Annotated in this window: 17 protein-coding genes and 2 pseudogenes; 17 read left to right on the forward strand and 2 right to left on the reverse strand. The window is 41.0% G+C overall.

Going from position 1 to position 15400, the window contains the following annotated elements; all coding sequences use genetic code 11:
- The first annotated feature begins 290 nt into the window (after positions 1 to 290).
- From ADF68_RS08595 to ADF68_RS08630, 8 genes are all read left to right on the forward strand, one after another.
- Complete coding sequence (locus ADF68_RS08595; RefSeq protein ID WP_049549449.1) at positions 291 to 2078, forward strand: glycoside hydrolase family 35 protein; 1788 nt, start codon at positions 291 to 293, stop codon at positions 2076 to 2078.
- A complete protein-coding gene (locus tag ADF68_RS08600; RefSeq protein WP_000156976.1) occupies positions 2075 to 2551 on the forward strand; it encodes a PTS sugar transporter subunit IIB in 477 nt (158 codons plus the stop codon). Before ADF68_RS08595 ends, ADF68_RS08600 begins: the two co-directional genes overlap by 4 nt.
- A 26-nt stretch (positions 2552 to 2577) precedes the next feature.
- Positions 2578 to 3483 carry a PTS mannose/fructose/sorbose/N-acetylgalactosamine transporter subunit IIC gene (locus ADF68_RS08605; protein ID WP_049549450.1) on the forward strand — a complete coding sequence of 302 codons (906 nt, stop codon included), beginning with the start codon at positions 2578 to 2580 and terminating at the stop codon, positions 3481 to 3483.
- The gene (locus tag ADF68_RS08610) at positions 3470 to 4291 is read left to right on the forward strand and encodes a PTS system mannose/fructose/sorbose family transporter subunit IID (protein WP_004250397.1); all 822 of its coding nucleotides are present in this window, start codon (positions 3470 to 3472) and stop codon (positions 4289 to 4291) included. The genes ADF68_RS08605 and ADF68_RS08610 overlap by 14 nt, the downstream gene beginning before the upstream one ends.
- A gap of 3 nt (positions 4292 to 4294) precedes the next feature.
- Positions 4295 to 4699, forward strand: coding sequence for a PTS sugar transporter subunit IIA (locus tag ADF68_RS08615; RefSeq protein ID WP_000167443.1), 405 nt, complete (start codon positions 4295 to 4297; stop codon positions 4697 to 4699).
- A gap of 118 nt (positions 4700 to 4817) precedes the next feature.
- Entirely contained in the window at positions 4818 to 5984 is a 1167-nt protein-coding gene (locus ADF68_RS08620; RefSeq protein ID WP_049549451.1) for an SIS domain-containing protein, read from the forward strand.
- Positions 5985 to 5994: 10 nt separating this feature from the next.
- A complete protein-coding gene (gene lacD / locus ADF68_RS08625; protein ID WP_049549452.1) occupies positions 5995 to 6990 on the forward strand; it encodes a tagatose-bisphosphate aldolase in 996 nt (331 codons plus the stop codon).
- Positions 6991 to 7136: 146 nt separating this feature from the next.
- Positions 7137 to 8174: an aldose epimerase family protein gene (locus ADF68_RS08630; RefSeq protein ID WP_049549453.1), complete on the forward strand. Its 1038-nt coding sequence runs from the start codon at positions 7137 to 7139 to the stop codon at positions 8172 to 8174.
- A gap of 41 nt (positions 8175 to 8215) precedes the next feature.
- Here ADF68_RS08630 and rnjA read toward each other — a convergent pair whose 3' ends face one another.
- A complete protein-coding gene (gene rnjA, locus ADF68_RS08635; RefSeq protein WP_049549454.1) occupies positions 8216 to 9895 on the reverse strand; it encodes a ribonuclease J1 in 1680 nt (559 codons plus the stop codon).
- 1 nt (position 9896) lies between these two features.
- On the reverse strand, positions 9897 to 10130 hold the full coding sequence (locus ADF68_RS08640; protein WP_049549455.1) for a DNA-dependent RNA polymerase subunit epsilon: 234 nt from the start codon (positions 10128 to 10130) through the stop codon (positions 9897 to 9899).
- A 270-nt stretch (positions 10131 to 10400) separates the two neighbouring features.
- Between ADF68_RS08640 and ADF68_RS08645 the strand changes: the two genes are divergently transcribed.
- The 9 genes and pseudogenes from ADF68_RS08645 to ADF68_RS08680 all read left to right on the forward strand — a co-directional run.
- Positions 10401 to 10616 (forward strand): hypothetical protein, encoded by a 216-nt coding sequence (locus ADF68_RS08645; RefSeq protein WP_049549456.1) that lies wholly within the window; start codon positions 10401 to 10403, stop codon positions 10614 to 10616.
- A 110-nt stretch (positions 10617 to 10726) separates the two neighbouring features.
- Complete coding sequence (gene tsaB / locus ADF68_RS08650) at positions 10727 to 11410, forward strand: tRNA (adenosine(37)-N6)-threonylcarbamoyltransferase complex dimerization subunit type 1 TsaB (RefSeq protein ID WP_049549457.1); 684 nt, start codon at positions 10727 to 10729, stop codon at positions 11408 to 11410.
- Positions 11407 to 11844: a ribosomal protein S18-alanine N-acetyltransferase gene (gene rimI, locus ADF68_RS08655; RefSeq protein WP_049549458.1), complete on the forward strand. Its 438-nt coding sequence runs from the start codon at positions 11407 to 11409 to the stop codon at positions 11842 to 11844. Before tsaB ends, rimI begins: the two co-directional genes overlap by 4 nt.
- Positions 11834 to 12844 carry a tRNA (adenosine(37)-N6)-threonylcarbamoyltransferase complex transferase subunit TsaD gene (gene tsaD, locus ADF68_RS08660; protein WP_049549459.1) on the forward strand — a complete coding sequence of 337 codons (1011 nt, stop codon included), beginning with the start codon at positions 11834 to 11836 and terminating at the stop codon, positions 12842 to 12844. The genes rimI and tsaD overlap by 11 nt, the downstream gene beginning before the upstream one ends.
- Before the next feature lie 98 nt (positions 12845 to 12942).
- Entirely contained in the window at positions 12943 to 13806 is an 864-nt protein-coding gene (locus ADF68_RS08665; protein WP_049549460.1) for an XRE/MutR family transcriptional regulator, read from the forward strand.
- A 152-nt stretch (positions 13807 to 13958) separates the two neighbouring features.
- The gene (locus ADF68_RS08670; protein ID WP_049549461.1) at positions 13959 to 14168 is read left to right on the forward strand and encodes a hypothetical protein; all 210 of its coding nucleotides are present in this window, start codon (positions 13959 to 13961) and stop codon (positions 14166 to 14168) included.
- Positions 14169 to 14186: 18 nt separating this feature from the next.
- Positions 14187 to 14786 (forward strand): CPBP family intramembrane glutamic endopeptidase, encoded by a 600-nt coding sequence (locus ADF68_RS08675; RefSeq protein WP_239665551.1) that lies wholly within the window; start codon positions 14187 to 14189, stop codon positions 14784 to 14786.
- A gap of 87 nt (positions 14787 to 14873) precedes the next feature.
- Positions 14874 to 14966, forward strand: a pseudogene (locus ADF68_RS11525) (CPBP family intramembrane glutamate endopeptidase); the annotation flags it as partial.
- A gap of 11 nt (positions 14967 to 14977) precedes the next feature.
- Positions 14978 to 15400, forward strand: a pseudogene (locus ADF68_RS08680) (CPBP family intramembrane glutamate endopeptidase); the annotation flags it as partial.

A 15400-nucleotide genomic window follows, 5' to 3' on the forward strand; every position in this document is an offset into this window, starting at 1 on the left:
TTTTACCATAAATAGTTTGAAAATGATAGTAAATAATGTGAAAAAATAAAATAATAGGCTAAGCGATTGACTTATTTATTTTTTACTATTAAAAATTCAGGAAATCAAGTAATTTAGGTGGAAAAAATTTAATATAAAATACTTTTTACAAGAATTTTAGAAAAGAATTCAGTAAAAAAAGAAAAAGTTTAAATAATTTTCGAAAAATCTATTGACAATATGGATTCATTAGTTTATCATTTAATATAACAATAAATGAAAGCGCAAACGAAAAAGTATGGGGTGGTAAAATGACAAGGTTTAAAATTGAGGATGATTTTTACCTAGATGGGGAACCATTCAAAATTTTATCTGGTGCCATTCATTATTTTAGAATTCCTGAAGAAGACTGGTATCATTCATTGTACAATCTCAAGGCTTTAGGTTTTAACACTGTTGAAACCTACGTCGCTTGGAATTTGCATGAGCCAACTGAGGGAAACTTCAATTTTGGTGGCAATCTTGATATTGAAAAATTTCTTCAGACAGCTCAGGACTTAGGCTTGTATGCTATTGTTCGACCATCTCCCTTTATCTGTGCAGAGTGGGAATTCGGTGGTTTACCAGCATGGCTTTTAACTAAAGACATGCGAATCCGTTCTTCTGATCCAGCCTTTGTTGAAATGGTAGGACGTTACTACGATTATTTACTTCCGCGTCTTGTTTCAAGATTGTTGGACAATGGCGGTAATATCCTCATGATGCAGGTTGAAAATGAGTACGGTTCATACGGTGAGGACAAGACCTACTTGCGTGAGATTCGCCGATTGATGGAAGAACGTTCAGTGACTTGTCCGCTCTTTACATCTGATGGCCCATGGCGAGCTACTCTGAAAGCTGGAACCTTAATCGAAGATGATCTCTTTGTAACAGGCAACTTTGGTTCTAAGGCACTTTATAACTTTTCACAGATGCAGGAATTCTTTGATGAGCATGGTAAGAAATGGCCGCTCATGTGTATGGAGTTCTGGGATGGTTGGTTCAATCGTTGGAAGGAACCGATTATCACACGGGATCCCAAAGAGTTGGCAGATGCAGTTCGAGAAGTTTTGGAACAAGGCTCTATCAATCTCTACATGTTCCATGGTGGTACAAACTTTGGCTTCATGAATGGTTGTTCGGCTCGAGGAACCTTGGATTTGCCACAAGTTACATCTTATGATTACGATGCCCTTCTAGATGAGGAAGGAAATCCAACTGCCAAATATCTGGCAGTCAAGAAGATGATGGCAACACATTTCCCAGAGTATCCGCAGTTGGAACCCCTCTACAAAGAGAGTATGGAGTTGGACGCGATTCCACTAGTTGAAAAAGTTTCTTTGTTTGAAACCTTAGATAGCTTGTCAAGTCCAGTAGAAAGCCTCTATCCTAAAAAGATGGAGGAGTTGGGACAAAGCTATGGCTATCTACTCTATCGAACAGAAACAAACTGGGATGCAGAAGAAGAAAGACTTCGTATCATTGATGGTCGAGATAGGGCCCAGCTTTATGTCGATGGTCAGTGGGTCAAAACCCAATATCAGACAGAGATTGGGGAAGATATTTTTTATCAAGGTGAAAAGAAAGCGCTGTCTAGATTGGATATCTTGGTAGAAAATATGGGGCGTGTCAACTATGGACATAAGTTCTTAGCAGATACGCAACGTAAGGGAATTCGGACAGGGGTTTGTAAGGATTTGCACTTCTTACTAAACTGGAAACACTATCCACTCCCACTAGACAATCCTGAGAAAATTGATTTTTCAAAAGGATGGACTCAAGGACAACCAGCCTTTTACGCTTATGATTTTACAATCGAAGAGCCAAAAGATACTTACCTAGACTTGTCTGAGTTTGGTAAGGGAGTTGCCTTTGTAAACGGGCAGAATCTAGGACGTTTTTGGAACGTCGGCCCAACCCTCTCTCTTTATATTCCTCATAGCTATCTCAAGGAAGGTGCCAACCGCATCATTATCTTTGAAACAGAGGGCCGATATAAAGAAGAAATTCATTTAACTCGTAAACCTACACTAAAACACATAAAGGGGGAAAACTTATGACAATTGTAGGATGCCGTATCGATGGACGTTTGATCCACGGACAAGTAGCCAATCTTTGGGCTGGAAAACTAAATGTTTCACGTATTATGGTTGTAGATAACGAAGTTGTCAACAATGACGTTGAAAAGAGTGGTTTGAAACTTGCGACACCACCAGGTGTGAAATTGAGTATTTTGCCAATTGAAAAAGCGGCAGCCAATATTCTTGCTGGAAAATACGATAGCCAACGTCTCTTTATCGTGGCTCGCAAACCAGACCGCTTCCTTGGTTTGGTTGAAGCAGGTGTACCACTTGAAACCCTTAATGTTGGGAATATGTCTCAAACACCAGAAACTCGCCCCATCACACGTTCTATCAATGTAGTAGACAAGGATGTGGAAGACTTCCACAAATTGGCAGAAAAAGGTGTTAAACTTACTGCTCAAATGGTTCCAAATGATCCAATTTCAGACTTTTTGAGCTTATTAAAATAGGAAAAAATTTTTAGGAGGTCATTGTTATGATACAATGGTGGCAAATTTTACTTCTCACTTTGTACTCAGCTTATCAAATCTGTGATGAGTTGACGATCGTTTCATCTGCAGGTTCCCCTGTATTTGCTGGTTTCATTACTGGTTTAATCATGGGAGATGTGACTACTGGTTTGCTTATCGGTGGTAACTTGCAATTGTTCGTTCTTGGGGTTGGTACCTTCGGTGGTGCTTCTCGTATTGACGCAACTTCTGGTGCAGTTCTTGCGACAGCCTTCTCTGTTTCACAAGGAATTGATACAGCACTTGCGATTACAACAATCGCTGTGCCAGTAGCAACTCTCTTGACTTACTTCGACGTTCTTGGTCGTATGACTACTACTTTCTTTGCTCACCGTGTGGATGCTGCAATCGAACGCTATGACTATAAAGGTATTGAACGCAACTACTTGCTTGGTGCGATTCCTTGGGCTCTATCTCGTGCCCTTCCAGTCTTCTTCGCGCTTGCTTTCGGTGGTGAATTTGTACAACACGTAGTAGATTTCGTTACAAAATACCAATGGGTTGCAGATGGTTTGACACTCGCAGGACGTATGCTTCCAGGTCTTGGATTTGCAATCTTGCTTCGTTACCTTCCAGTTAAACGTAACCTTCACTACCTTGCTATGGGATTTGGTTTGACAGCTATGTTGACTGTTCTTTACTCATATGTAACAGGTCTTGGTGGCGCTGTTGCTGGTATCGTAGGTACTCTACCTAAAGATGTGGCTGAAAAAATTGGTTTCGTGAACAACTTCAAAGGATTGTCTATGATTGGTATTTCTATCGTAGGTATCTTCCTTGCAGTGCTTCACTTCAAAAATAGCCAAAAAGTAGCTGTAGCAGCACCTTCTACACCATCAGAAAGTGGGGAAATCGAAGATGACGAATTCTAATTACAAACTAACAAAAGAAGATTTTAATCAAATCAACAAACGTAGCTTGTTTACTTTCCAATTAGGTTGGAACTACGAACGTATGCAAGCTTCTGGTTACCTTTACATGATCTTGCCTCAATTGCGTAAAATGTATGGTGATGGAACCCCTGAATTGAAAGAAATGATGAAAGTTCATACTCAATTCTTCAATACTTCACCATTCTTCCACACAATCATCGCTGGTTTTGACCTTGCCATGGAAGAAAAAGATGGCGTTGTCTCAAAAGATGCGGTTAATGGTATCAAGACAGGTTTGATGGGACCATTCGCTCCTCTTGGAGATACTATCTTTGGTTCACTTGTACCTGCTATCATGGGATCTATCGCTGCAACAATGGCTATCGCTGGTCAACCTTGGGGTATCTTCCTTTGGATTGCAGTTGCAGTAGCGTATGACATCTTCCGTTGGAAACAGTTGGAATTTGCCTACAAAGAAGGGGTTAACCTTATCAACAACATGCAAAGCACTTTGACAGCTTTGATTGAAGCTGCATCTGTACTTGGTGTCTTCATGATGGGTGCTCTTGTAGCAACAATGATCAACTTTGAAATTTCATACAAATTGCCAATCGGTGAAAAGATGATTGACTTCCAAGACATCTTGAACTCAATCTTCCCACGCTTGCTTCCAGCAATCTTCACAGCCTTTATCTTCTGGTTGCTTGGTAAGAAAGGTATGAACTCTACAAAAGCTATCGGTATCATTATCGTGCTTGCCTTGGCACTTTCTGCCTTTGGTAAATTTGCACTTGGAATGGGCGCATAATTTATGACTAAATCATTGATTTTAGTGAGTCACGGTCGTTTCTGTGAAGAACTTAAAGGTAGCACAGAGATGATTATGGGTCCACAAGACAACATTCATGCAGTAGCTCTTCTTCCAGAAGATGGGCCAGAAGATTTTACTGCGAAATTTGAAGCTGCTGTTGAAGGTTTGGATGATTTCCTAGTCTTTGCTGACCTCCTTGGTGGAACACCATGTAACGTGGTGAGCCGTCTGATTATGGAAGGTCGTGACATCGAACTTTATGCAGGAATGAATCTTCCAATGGTGATTGAATTTATCAATGCGAGCCTAACTGGCGCTGATGCAGATTATAAGAGTCGTGCTTCAGAGAGCATTGTCAAAGTTAATGATTTATTGGCAAGCTTCGATGACGATGAAGATGAATAAGGTGTAATAACGGAAATACTGTTAGAACATATTTCATAGAATATAAATGGGAATGGGGCTTACTCCCATTCCCATATTTTAAATAAAAAACAATATAATAATAGATTAGAGGAACTCAATGCTAGATTATACAAAAGAAGAATTGCTTGAGTTGGGAGCAGAAATCACAACTCGCGAAATTTACCAACAACCAGACGTTTGGAAAGAAGCTTTTGAAGTTTATCAAGCACGACGTGATGAAATTGCAGCCTTCTTACAAGGAATTGCTGACAAACATGACTACATCAAAGTTATCCTGACTGGTGCTGGAACTTCTGCTTATGTAGGTGATACTCTGGTTCCTTACTTTAAAGAAGTTTATGATGAACGTAAATGGAATTTTAATGCTATCGCGACAACTGATATCGTAGCAAACCCACAAACTTATTTGAAAAAAGATGTGGCGACTGTTTTGGTATCATTCGCACGTAGCGGAAACTCGCCTGAGAGTGTAGCAACCGTTGACTTAGCAAAAGCTTTAGTTGACGAACTTTACCAAGTAACAATCACATGTGCGGCTGAAGGGAAATTGGCTCTTCAAGCTCATGGTGATGACCGCAACCTCTTGCTCTTGCAACCAGCTGCTTCCAACGATGCTGGATTTGCGATGACTTCAAGCTTCACTTCAATGATGTTGACAGCGCTCTTGGTATTTGATCCGACAGACTTTGCTGTTAAAGCTGAACGTTTCGACGTGCTATCTAGTTTAGCTCGCAAAGTTCTTGACAATGTGGCAGATGTCAAAGAGTTGGTTGACCTAGACTTTAACCGAGTGATTTATCTAGGTGCAGGTCCATTCTTTGGTCTGTCTCATGAAGCACAGCTTAAAATTTTGGAATTGACTGCTGGTCAAGTAGCGACTATGTATGAAAGTCCAGTTGGCTTCCGTCATGGTCCAAAATCTTTGATCAATGAAGATACAGTTGTTTTGGTATTTGGTTCAACCACAGATTACACTCGCAAGTATGATTTGGACTTGGTTCGTGAAGTTGCAGGCGACCAAATTGCTCGACGTGTTGTTCTCTTGAGTGATCAAGCCTTCGGCCTTGAAAATGTGAAGGAAGTAGCACTTGGATGCGGTGGGGTTCTGAATGATGTTTACCGTGTCTTCCCTTACATCGTTTATGGTCAGTTATTTGCTCTCTTGACTTCACTTAAAGTTGGTAACAGACCAGATACACCATCACCTACAGGTACAGTTAACCGTGTAGTTCAAGGTGTCATTATTCACGAGTTTGAAAAATAAGGAGTTATTTATGAGTAAATTAAAATTAAGCCCAAATAAACGTGCTTGTATGCAAAAACTCTCTGATGAGAATGGTATCATCTCAGCTCTTGCTTTTGACCAACGTGGTGCTTTGAAACGCCTTATGGCTCAATACCAAACAGAAGAGCCAACAGTAGCTCAAATGGAAGAACTTAAAGTATTGGTAGCGGATGAATTGACAAAATACGCTTCATCAATGCTACTTGACCCTGAGTACGGACTTCCAGCTACAAAAGCTCTTGATCCAAATGCAGGTCTTCTCCTTGCTTATGAGAAAACAGGATACGATACAACAAGTACAAAACGCTTGCCAGACTGCTTGGACGTTTGGTCTGCAAAACGTATCAAAGAACAAGGTGCAGATGCCGTTAAATTCTTGCTTTACTATGACGTAGATAGCTCTGACGAACTCAACCAACAAAAACAAGCCTACATTGAACGTATTGGTTCTGAGTGTGTAGCTGAAGATATTCCATTCTTCCTTGAAATCTTGGCTTACGATGAAAAGATTGCGGACGCAGGTTCTGCAGAATACGCTAAAGTAAAACCACACAAAGTTATCGGTGCTATGAAAGTCTTCTCAGACCCACGCTTCAACATTGATGTCTTGAAAGTAGAAGTTCCAGTTAACGTGAAATACGTTGAAGGCTTTGGTGATGGCGAAATTGTTCATACACGTGAAGAAGCAGCTGCTTTCTTCAAAGCACAAGATGAAGCGACTAACCTTCCTTACATCTACTTGAGTGCAGGTGTATCAGCTAAACTCTTCCAAGAAACTCTTGTCTTTGCCCACGAATCAGGTGCAAACTTCAACGGTGTTCTTTGTGGACGTGCAACATGGGCTGGATCAGTTGAAGCTTATATCAAAGATGGTGAAGCAGCAGCTCGCGAATGGCTTCGTACAACTGGATTTGAAAACATTGATGAACTCAATAAAGTACTTCAAACAACAGCTACTTCATGGACTGAACGTGTAGAAGCATAGATCAGAAATAGAAGAAACGACTTTTGTTAATAAAATATCTATGGTTTCTTGACAAAGGTGTCTGTAAATCATAAAATAAAACCATAGAGAGTGAATGCGCTTTCTATGGTTTGTTTACTTAATTGAATTAGAAAAAGGAGAGAAGGATGAAAGCATACACAGAACGTGTATTTGGGAAAGTTGATGGCAAGGATGTCCTCGCTTACCGTTTTGAAACGGAGGCAGGATACCAACTGGAAATCATGACTTATGGAGCAACAATTCTACGCTATGTAACTCCAGATAAGGCTGGAAATTTTGCCAATGTTATCCTAGGTTTTGACGATTTTGAAAGCTATGTGGGAAATAGCCCTAAACATGGAGCAAGTGTAGGTCCAGTTGCAGGTCGTATTGCAGGAGCGACTTTCGAACTTAATGGTAAGACCTATGATCTTGAAGTCAACAATGCTAGCAACTGTAACCACAGTGGCTCAACTGGTTGGGATTCTAGCTTGTTTGAGCTAGTTGAAGTGAATGATAATGGTTTGACTCTTTACACAGAAAGAGCAGACGGGACAGGAGGTTTCCCTGGAAATCTTAAGATCTGGATTAGCTACAACTTGGAAGAAAGTGGTGCCTACGAAGTTAGTTACAAGGTAACGACAGACCAGGATACCTTGGTCAATCCAACTAACCATAGCTACTTTAACTTATCTGGTGATTTCACGCAGACAGTTGACCGCCATGTATTCCAATTGAATACAGAGGGGATTTATCCAATTGCTCCTGATGGTGTTCCAGCTAAAGCTCCAGATGCTAATCGTGATGTGGTCAAACATATCTATAATGGTGCCTTGTTGAAGGATATCTTTGCAGAAGAAGATGAGCAAATCCAACTCGTATCTGGTTTGGACCATCCATTTGCTCTGCCTGCAGGACATGATAATGCTGGTTTCCTCTATGACCAGGGTTCAGGTCGTTTCTTACTCTTTAAGACAGAAGCACCTTGCTTTGTAGTTTATACAGCAAACTTTGTGGATGAGAGTGTCATCATCGCTGGTCAGCCGATGATTCAGCACAATGGGATTGCTCTTGAAGCACAGGCTTTACCAGATGCTATTCATAGTGACCTTAAAGACCAAGTCATCCTAAAAGCAGGTGAAACTTTCACCAGCAAAACTCGTTACGAGCTTGTCGTGAAATAATAAAAATTCTCTGAAGTCATTCGATTTCAGAGAATTTTTTCTTATTCTTCATCTGGTGTGAGAATCATCGGAATGATGATTGGTTCACGTTCAGTATTTTCGTAAAGGAATGGTCGAATAGCGTTTACGATAGCGCCATTGACAGACTGGACGCTGGCATCTTTGTTTTTCAAAGCGATACGAATAGCATTGAAAAGGATGCGTTGGCTTTGACGGATCAAGTCACCAGATTCGCGCATGTAGACAAATCCACGGCTGAGAATATCTGGTCCAGATAGGATCATCTGAGACTTGAAGTCAACGGTTGCGACAGCAAGTACAACACCATCTTCAGATAGATCGCGACGATCTTTAAGCACAGCTGCACCGATTTCGCCGATACGATTTCCATCGACGTAGATATCCTGAGCATTGAAATGGCCTGCGATACGGGCAGAGTTTGCAGTGAGGGCAAGCACATCACCATTACTCATGATAAAGATATTGTCCTTCTCTACGCCAGTATCCACCGCTAGCCCAGCGTGAACTTTCTGCATGCGGTATTCACCGTGAACAGGCATGAAGTATTTTGGCTTAATCAAGCGGAGCATGAGTTTTTGCTCTTGCTGGCCACCGTGTCCAGATGTATGGATGTTGTTAATCTTACCATGGATGACTTCAACACCAGCTTCTGAAATGATGTTAATCAATTTGTTAACGCTAGTGGTGTTTCCTGGAATTGGGCTAGATGAGAAGATAACAGTATCACCAGGTTGGAGTTGCACTTGACGGTGAGTTCCGTTAGCGATACGAGAGAGGGCTGCCATTGGCTCACCCTGACTACCTGTACAGAGGATGAGAACCTCACCCGCAGGATAGTCTTTGATTTCATTTGGCTCGATAAAGGTTCCCTTAGGCGCCTTGATGTAACCAAGTTCAATCCCGTTGACAATGGCCTTTTCCATAGAGCGCCCAAAGACAGCAATCTTACGCCCTGTTTTAACAGCAGCATCAGTAGCTTGTTGGAGACGGAAGATATTTGAGGCAAAGGATGCAAAGATGATGCGTCCCTCGATACCTTGGATAATCTTCATGATCGACTGGCCGACAACCTTTTCAGAGTTTGTAAAGGTTGGCACTTCAGCATTGGTCGAGTCAGAGAGCAAACAAAGTACTCCATCTTCACCTAGAGCTGCCATGCGGTGCAAGTCTGCAGGTTCCCCAACTGGTGTAAAGTCAAACTTGAAGTCTCCCGTACAGACGATTTTCCCTTGAGGTGTGTGGATGACAATTCCCAATGGCTCTGGAATCGAGTGGGTTGTTCTAAAGAAAGTTGCTTTAAGGTTTTTAAAGGTCAACTCCGTGTTGTGGTTGATTTCGTGAAGTGTAGCGTTGCGTAAAAGTCCATGCTCTTCGAGTTTTCCACGGATCAAGGCAAGGGCCAGTGGACCTGCATAGATAGGGATATTGGCTTGCTTAAGCAAGAAAGGAATCCCACCGATATGGTCCTCGTGTCCGTGTGTAATCAAGAGAGCCTTGACGCGGTCGATATTTTCTACAATGTAAGAGTAATCAGGGATAACGTAGTCGATACCGAGAAGGTCATCCTCTGGGAATTTAATCCCTGCATCAACGATGATGATTTCGTCTTGATATTCGATACCATATGTGTTCTTTCCGATTTCTCCTAGACCACCAATGGCAAAAACGCCGACTTCTTCTGGTTTAAGAGTGTAGGCCATATTAGAACTCCGTAATTTCGAATGCGCCAGTTTCTTTTTCGTAGTCTAGCAATTTGTCAGACAAGCGTTCGATAAACTCGATATTATATTCTGGACGGTTTTCTTCTACAAGTTGGCGAGCAGCGATACGTCCTTCAAGTTCTGAACTAGCATCGATGTCCAAGTAGAGTGAGCGTGTTGTTTCACGACGTGGGCTGCGTTCTTTTGTTTCTTGATAAAAAACTTTGTAAATCATATGTTTCCTTTCTTCTTTCAGGTCAGCTATATTCAAAAATGCTCTGTTTGAAGCTGGTTTGATTCCAGTTCATTTTTTGTCTTTATTGACCTTGATTCGTTACAATTATTTCAATTATAACATAAAAAGGGGAATTAGTAAAAGCAGGAAACATGAAAGTAAGGAGCTTGAAATACGTTTCATTTTACCTTATATAAGTATTTGAAGACATCAGAAGCAAGTGCTATAATAAAGTCATAAGAGACATTTCCATATCAAGGAGGTTGAAAGATGAATAACCTATTTACTTTTGCTATCGGCATTCGTTTGGTAGCTTTTATGATTTTTGTTGCCTGTGTTTACGGAGGAAATGTTTTATATACTCGGCTAGAGCATCGGAAAACCAAGTTCCTTTGGAAGATTGGCTTCGTGACTCTGTATTCGTTTTTCCTTCTCCTTGTGACTTATGTGGTCTGGTTTGTATTTTACTTTGGCTTGAATACTTAAGTACTTATCCTGTCAATTTGGCAGGACATTTTTGTTTCAAGACAAAGAAAATTCCCATGCGTCAGCTTTTGTAGTATAATAGTAAACAGACAAAAAGATAGGAATGTGTTATGAAAGTATTAGCTTTTGATACGTCCAGCAAGGCTCTTTCTCTAGCTATTTTAGAGGACAAGCAGCTTCTTGCTGAGACCACGATTAATATCAAGAAAAATCACAGTATCACTCTGATGCCTGCTATCGATTTTTTGATGGGTAGTCTAGATTTGACACCCAAGGATTTGGATCGAATCGTCGTGGCAGAGGGGCCAGGTAGCTACACAGGTTTGCGAATCGCAGTAGCGACTGCCAAGACTTTGGCTCATACCCTGAACATCGAGTTAGTTGGGATGTCTAGCCTTTTAGCCCTGGTACCGAGCCAGCAGGAAGGTTTGGTTGTCCCTTTGATGGACGCACGCCGTAACAATGTGTATGCAGGATTTTATGAAAATGCCCAGCCAGTCTTTCCAGAAGCGCACCTATCTTTTGAAGAGGTGTTAGAAAAAGTCAAGGATGCTGATCAGGTAACCTTTGTTGGTGAAGTGGGTGCCTTTGTCGAGCAGATTCAAGAACAATTGCCACATGCCAACTACCAAGAAACCTTGCCAAATGCAGCTAATCTTGCTCTTTGGGCTTGGGACAAGGAAGCAGACTCCTTGCATGATTTTGTGCCGAATTACCTTAAGCGTGTCGAAGCTGAGGAAAACTGGCTCAAGAATCACACCGAGTCGGGCGAGTCTTACATTAAACGCCTATGATAGAGATTAAACGAATCCAACAGCAGCCTGACTTGGATCAAGTCATCTACGCTGTTATGGTAGATGTGTATCCCGTCAGTCCTTGGACGCTGGAACAAATCCAAGCAGACCTGTCCCAAGACCAGACCTGGTATGCTTTAGCCTACGATGGGATAGAAGTGATAGGTTTTCTAGCTGTTCAGGAAAATATCTTTGAAGCAGAAGTCTTGCAAATCGCTGTCAAAAAAGCCTATCAGGGTCAGGGGATTGCGTCAGCCTTGTTTGCAACATTACCGATAGACAAGGAGATTTTTCTCGAAGTCAGAAAGTCAAACCAACGAGCGCAAGCATTTTACAAGAAAGAAAATATGACGATCATCGCTGAGAGAAAGGCCTATTACCATGATCCAGTTGAGGACGCCATTATCATGAAGAGAGAAATAGATGAAGGATAGATATATTTTAGCATTCGAGACATCCTGTGATGAGACTAGTGTCGCCGTCTTGAAAAACGACGATGAGCTCTTGTCCAATGTCATTGCCAGTCAAATTGAGAGCCACAAACGTTTTGGGGGCGTAGTACCAGAAGTAGCTAGCCGTCACCATGTCGAGGTCATTACAGCCTGTATCGAGGAGGCACTAGTAGAAGCAGGAATTACCGAAGAGGACGTGACAGCTGTTGCGGTTACTTATGGACCAGGCTTGGTCGGAGCCTTGCTAGTTGGTTTATCAGCTGCCAAGGCTTTTGCTTGGGCGCATGGCCTTCCTTTGATTCCTGTGAACCACATGGCTGGCCACCTCATGGCGGCTCAAAGTGTGGAACCCTTGGAGTTTCCCTTGCTAGCCCTCTTAGTCAGTGGTGGGCACACAGAGTTGGTCTATGTGTCTGAGGCTGGTGACTACAAGATTGTTGGAGAGACCCGAGATGATGCGGTTGGTGAGGCCTATGATAAGGTCGGCCGTGTCATGGGCTTGACCTATCCAGCAGGTCGTGAGATTGATGAGTTGGCTCATCAAGGTCAGGATGTTTATGATTTCCCTCGTGCCATGATTAAGGAAGATAATCTGGAGTTTTCATTCTCAGGTTTGAAATCTGCCTTTATCAATCTTCATCACAATGCTGAGCAAAAAGGAGAAAGGCTGTCTAGAGAAGATTTGTGTGCTTCCTTCCAAGCGGCTGTCATGGATATTCTCATGGCAAAAACCAAGAAGGCACTGGAGAAATACCCTGTTAAAACCCTGGTTGTGGCTGGTGGTGTAGCAGCTAATAAAGGTCTCAGAGAACGCTTAGCAACCGAAATCACTGATGTCAAGGTCATCATTCCTCCCCTGCGACTTTGCGGAGACAATGCAGGCATGATTGCCTATGCTAGCGTTAGTGAGTGGAACAAAGAAAACTTTGCAGACTTAGACCTCAATGCCAAACCAAGTCTCGCTTTTGATACCATGGAATAAAGAGTCAGCTTTGAGCTGGCTTTTTTGCTAAAATATTTTATAATATGTTAAAAAAGTAAAAAGTTTTTACGAATAGAATAGTAAAGGGAAGTTTGTCTATGATTGAAAAACAGGAATTAGGAGAATTTTACAAGGAATTGCGCCTGGCAAGAAAGCTCAAGCAGTCAGATGTAGCTTGTGCTGGACTAACAGCCTCTCAGCTATCCAAGTTTGAACTAGGGCAGTCCATGCTGTCTGCGGATAAGTTGATCCTAGCGATCCAAGGGATCAATGTGACCTTTGATGAGTTTGGGCACAAGCTCAACAACTACCAAGAATCTCCACATATGCGATTTGGTAGAAGGATTGTGGATCGCTTTGTCCATCAAGATATAGCTGGCTTAGAACAATTGTTGAAAGAAATTGAGCAAGAACAGATGGCGCAGACTTATCGCCGTTTGAACTCTATTGTGATTAAAGATGCTATCCATTCACTAGATAAAAGCTACCCACTAGCAGAGGAGGATAGCGAGTTTTTAACTACCTACCTCTATGCTATCGAATCTTGGACCTGGTTTGAACTCTATATTTTTTGCAATACTATGCCCTTCTTGAGTAATCAAGATCTGATCTTTTTATCGACCTCTTTGCTTGAAAAAACCAAGGAATTTAAAGAGTTAGTGCACAATCGATTGTATTTGAAAGGTGGTTATCTCAATATCATCTCAGAGCTCATGGAGCGCAAACTTTTCTCTTACATCCCAATCTTTGAAGCCGAGTTGGAGAGTATGCTTCGCCCGTATGATGTTTTTGAGAAATTACTGTGGCAGTTTTTAAAGAAAATGAGTGTTTTCCTTCAGACCAAGGGAAGCAATCAAAAAGAGATTGAACACTTTATCCAATCTCTGCAAATATTAGAAAATCCACAATTAACAGCCCTTTTTGAATTACGCTTACAGCAATACAAAGCACTTATTGATTAGCTAGAAATCGCAAATGTGAAATTGCCATCAGAAAAAATGTCAAATATGCGATTTTCTAAAATATATAAGTTTTCGTGTTATACTGTCCATATATAGCAAATCCTAGGTCGCGGAAGTGGTTTACGAATAAAATAATTGAAGGAGTGTAAATAATGTTGAATTTACAATTTGCAGAAACAATGGAACTAACAGAAGTGGAGTTGGAGACAGTTTATGGAGGAAACCTTGTGGTTAATCCAGGCAATGGTGGTGGAATTGCTTTACCGATTTGGGGAGGCGGAGGTATTGGACCAAGCCCTTACGGAGCTTTTGATTGGATGAAAGGACTCTGGGTAGGTTTGGCTGAAAGAAGACGCAAATAAAACTTAAAAGGATCAACTATGAAAAGGAAAGAAACGAAATTTTATCTAGAGACCATTTTAGTGCTCGTGTCCTATTACTTGATTTTTAATCTTGTAGCAAAATTAGACTCAGTGAACCAGTTATCCGATTTTGGATTTTATGGGATGCAAATTTTATTGATAGTAATTGAGGGAATTGTTGCTACTGTCATTCTTGTAAAGAGTCAACGTTGGAAAGAGTACGGTCGATTCCAGTTTCGTTGGTCCTATCTGGGTATCTTCTTTCTTTCCTTTATGTTGATGTTTTTGTGGGTAAATACAACGACTCGGATCTTTCCTAGTACGCAAAATGGGAGTGCAATTGTGAAAGAAGCAGCTAATTTGACAGGAATTAGTTACTTTATAACGCGCATTTTATATGGTAGTCTCATTGCTCCGATAGTTGAGGAGTTAGTTTTCCGTGGACTTCTGATGACAGCCCTATCTAAATTTAAAAAATACTATATTGACGTCATCATTTCTTCCACACTCTTTAGTCTCATCCATGTTTTACAATATGGATGGGTGTTAACAGACTTCATCGTTTATGCAGGAGCAGGTCTGATACTCTGTATGCTCTTTTGTTATATAGTAGATTGAAATAAGTTGTGAACAAAGAGATTAGGAAATTCAAATCAATTTCTAATAATGTTTTAAAATCTGTAGCGTACTATTCTAGATTCAATCCACTATACACGTTCAATTTATTGGTCAATGGCACTCCACATCTTGTGGAATAGCTTTTTAATTATCGTCAGCTTATTGGTGTTTGGATTTTAGAAAGGTGAAATATGAAAAAGATAATCTCACGCTACTACTTTTTTGTAGCCATGCTACTGGTCATAGCTTACCAGGAGTTCAGTGGTCTAGTTTTATACAGCGACTTTGCTGCTGGTCTATCTAAATTTGGCTATTATTTTTCGGATATGATGTTGAACTTTCTTGTGGTTCTGCTTGTTTTTATTTTTATGGTAGGGGCAGGAAAATGGCAACAAATCAACAGTAGAAAATTTAAAGGGTCCTATCTTTTCTATTCTTTTTTAGCTTTTCTTGCTTTATTTATTTGGAATTTCATTAAATTTTTCCTATTCCCACCTACTCAAAATGGACTTGCTTACCAACTCGCTGCTCCGACTTTTACAGGCGCTACGGCATTTTTGATGTATTTTTTCTATCCTGTGATTGCAGGTCCCATTTTTGAAGAGATGATTTAT

The sequence above is a fragment of the Streptococcus pseudopneumoniae genome (assembly GCF_001068775.1).
Taxonomy (GTDB): domain Bacteria; phylum Bacillota; class Bacilli; order Lactobacillales; family Streptococcaceae; genus Streptococcus; species Streptococcus pseudopneumoniae_N.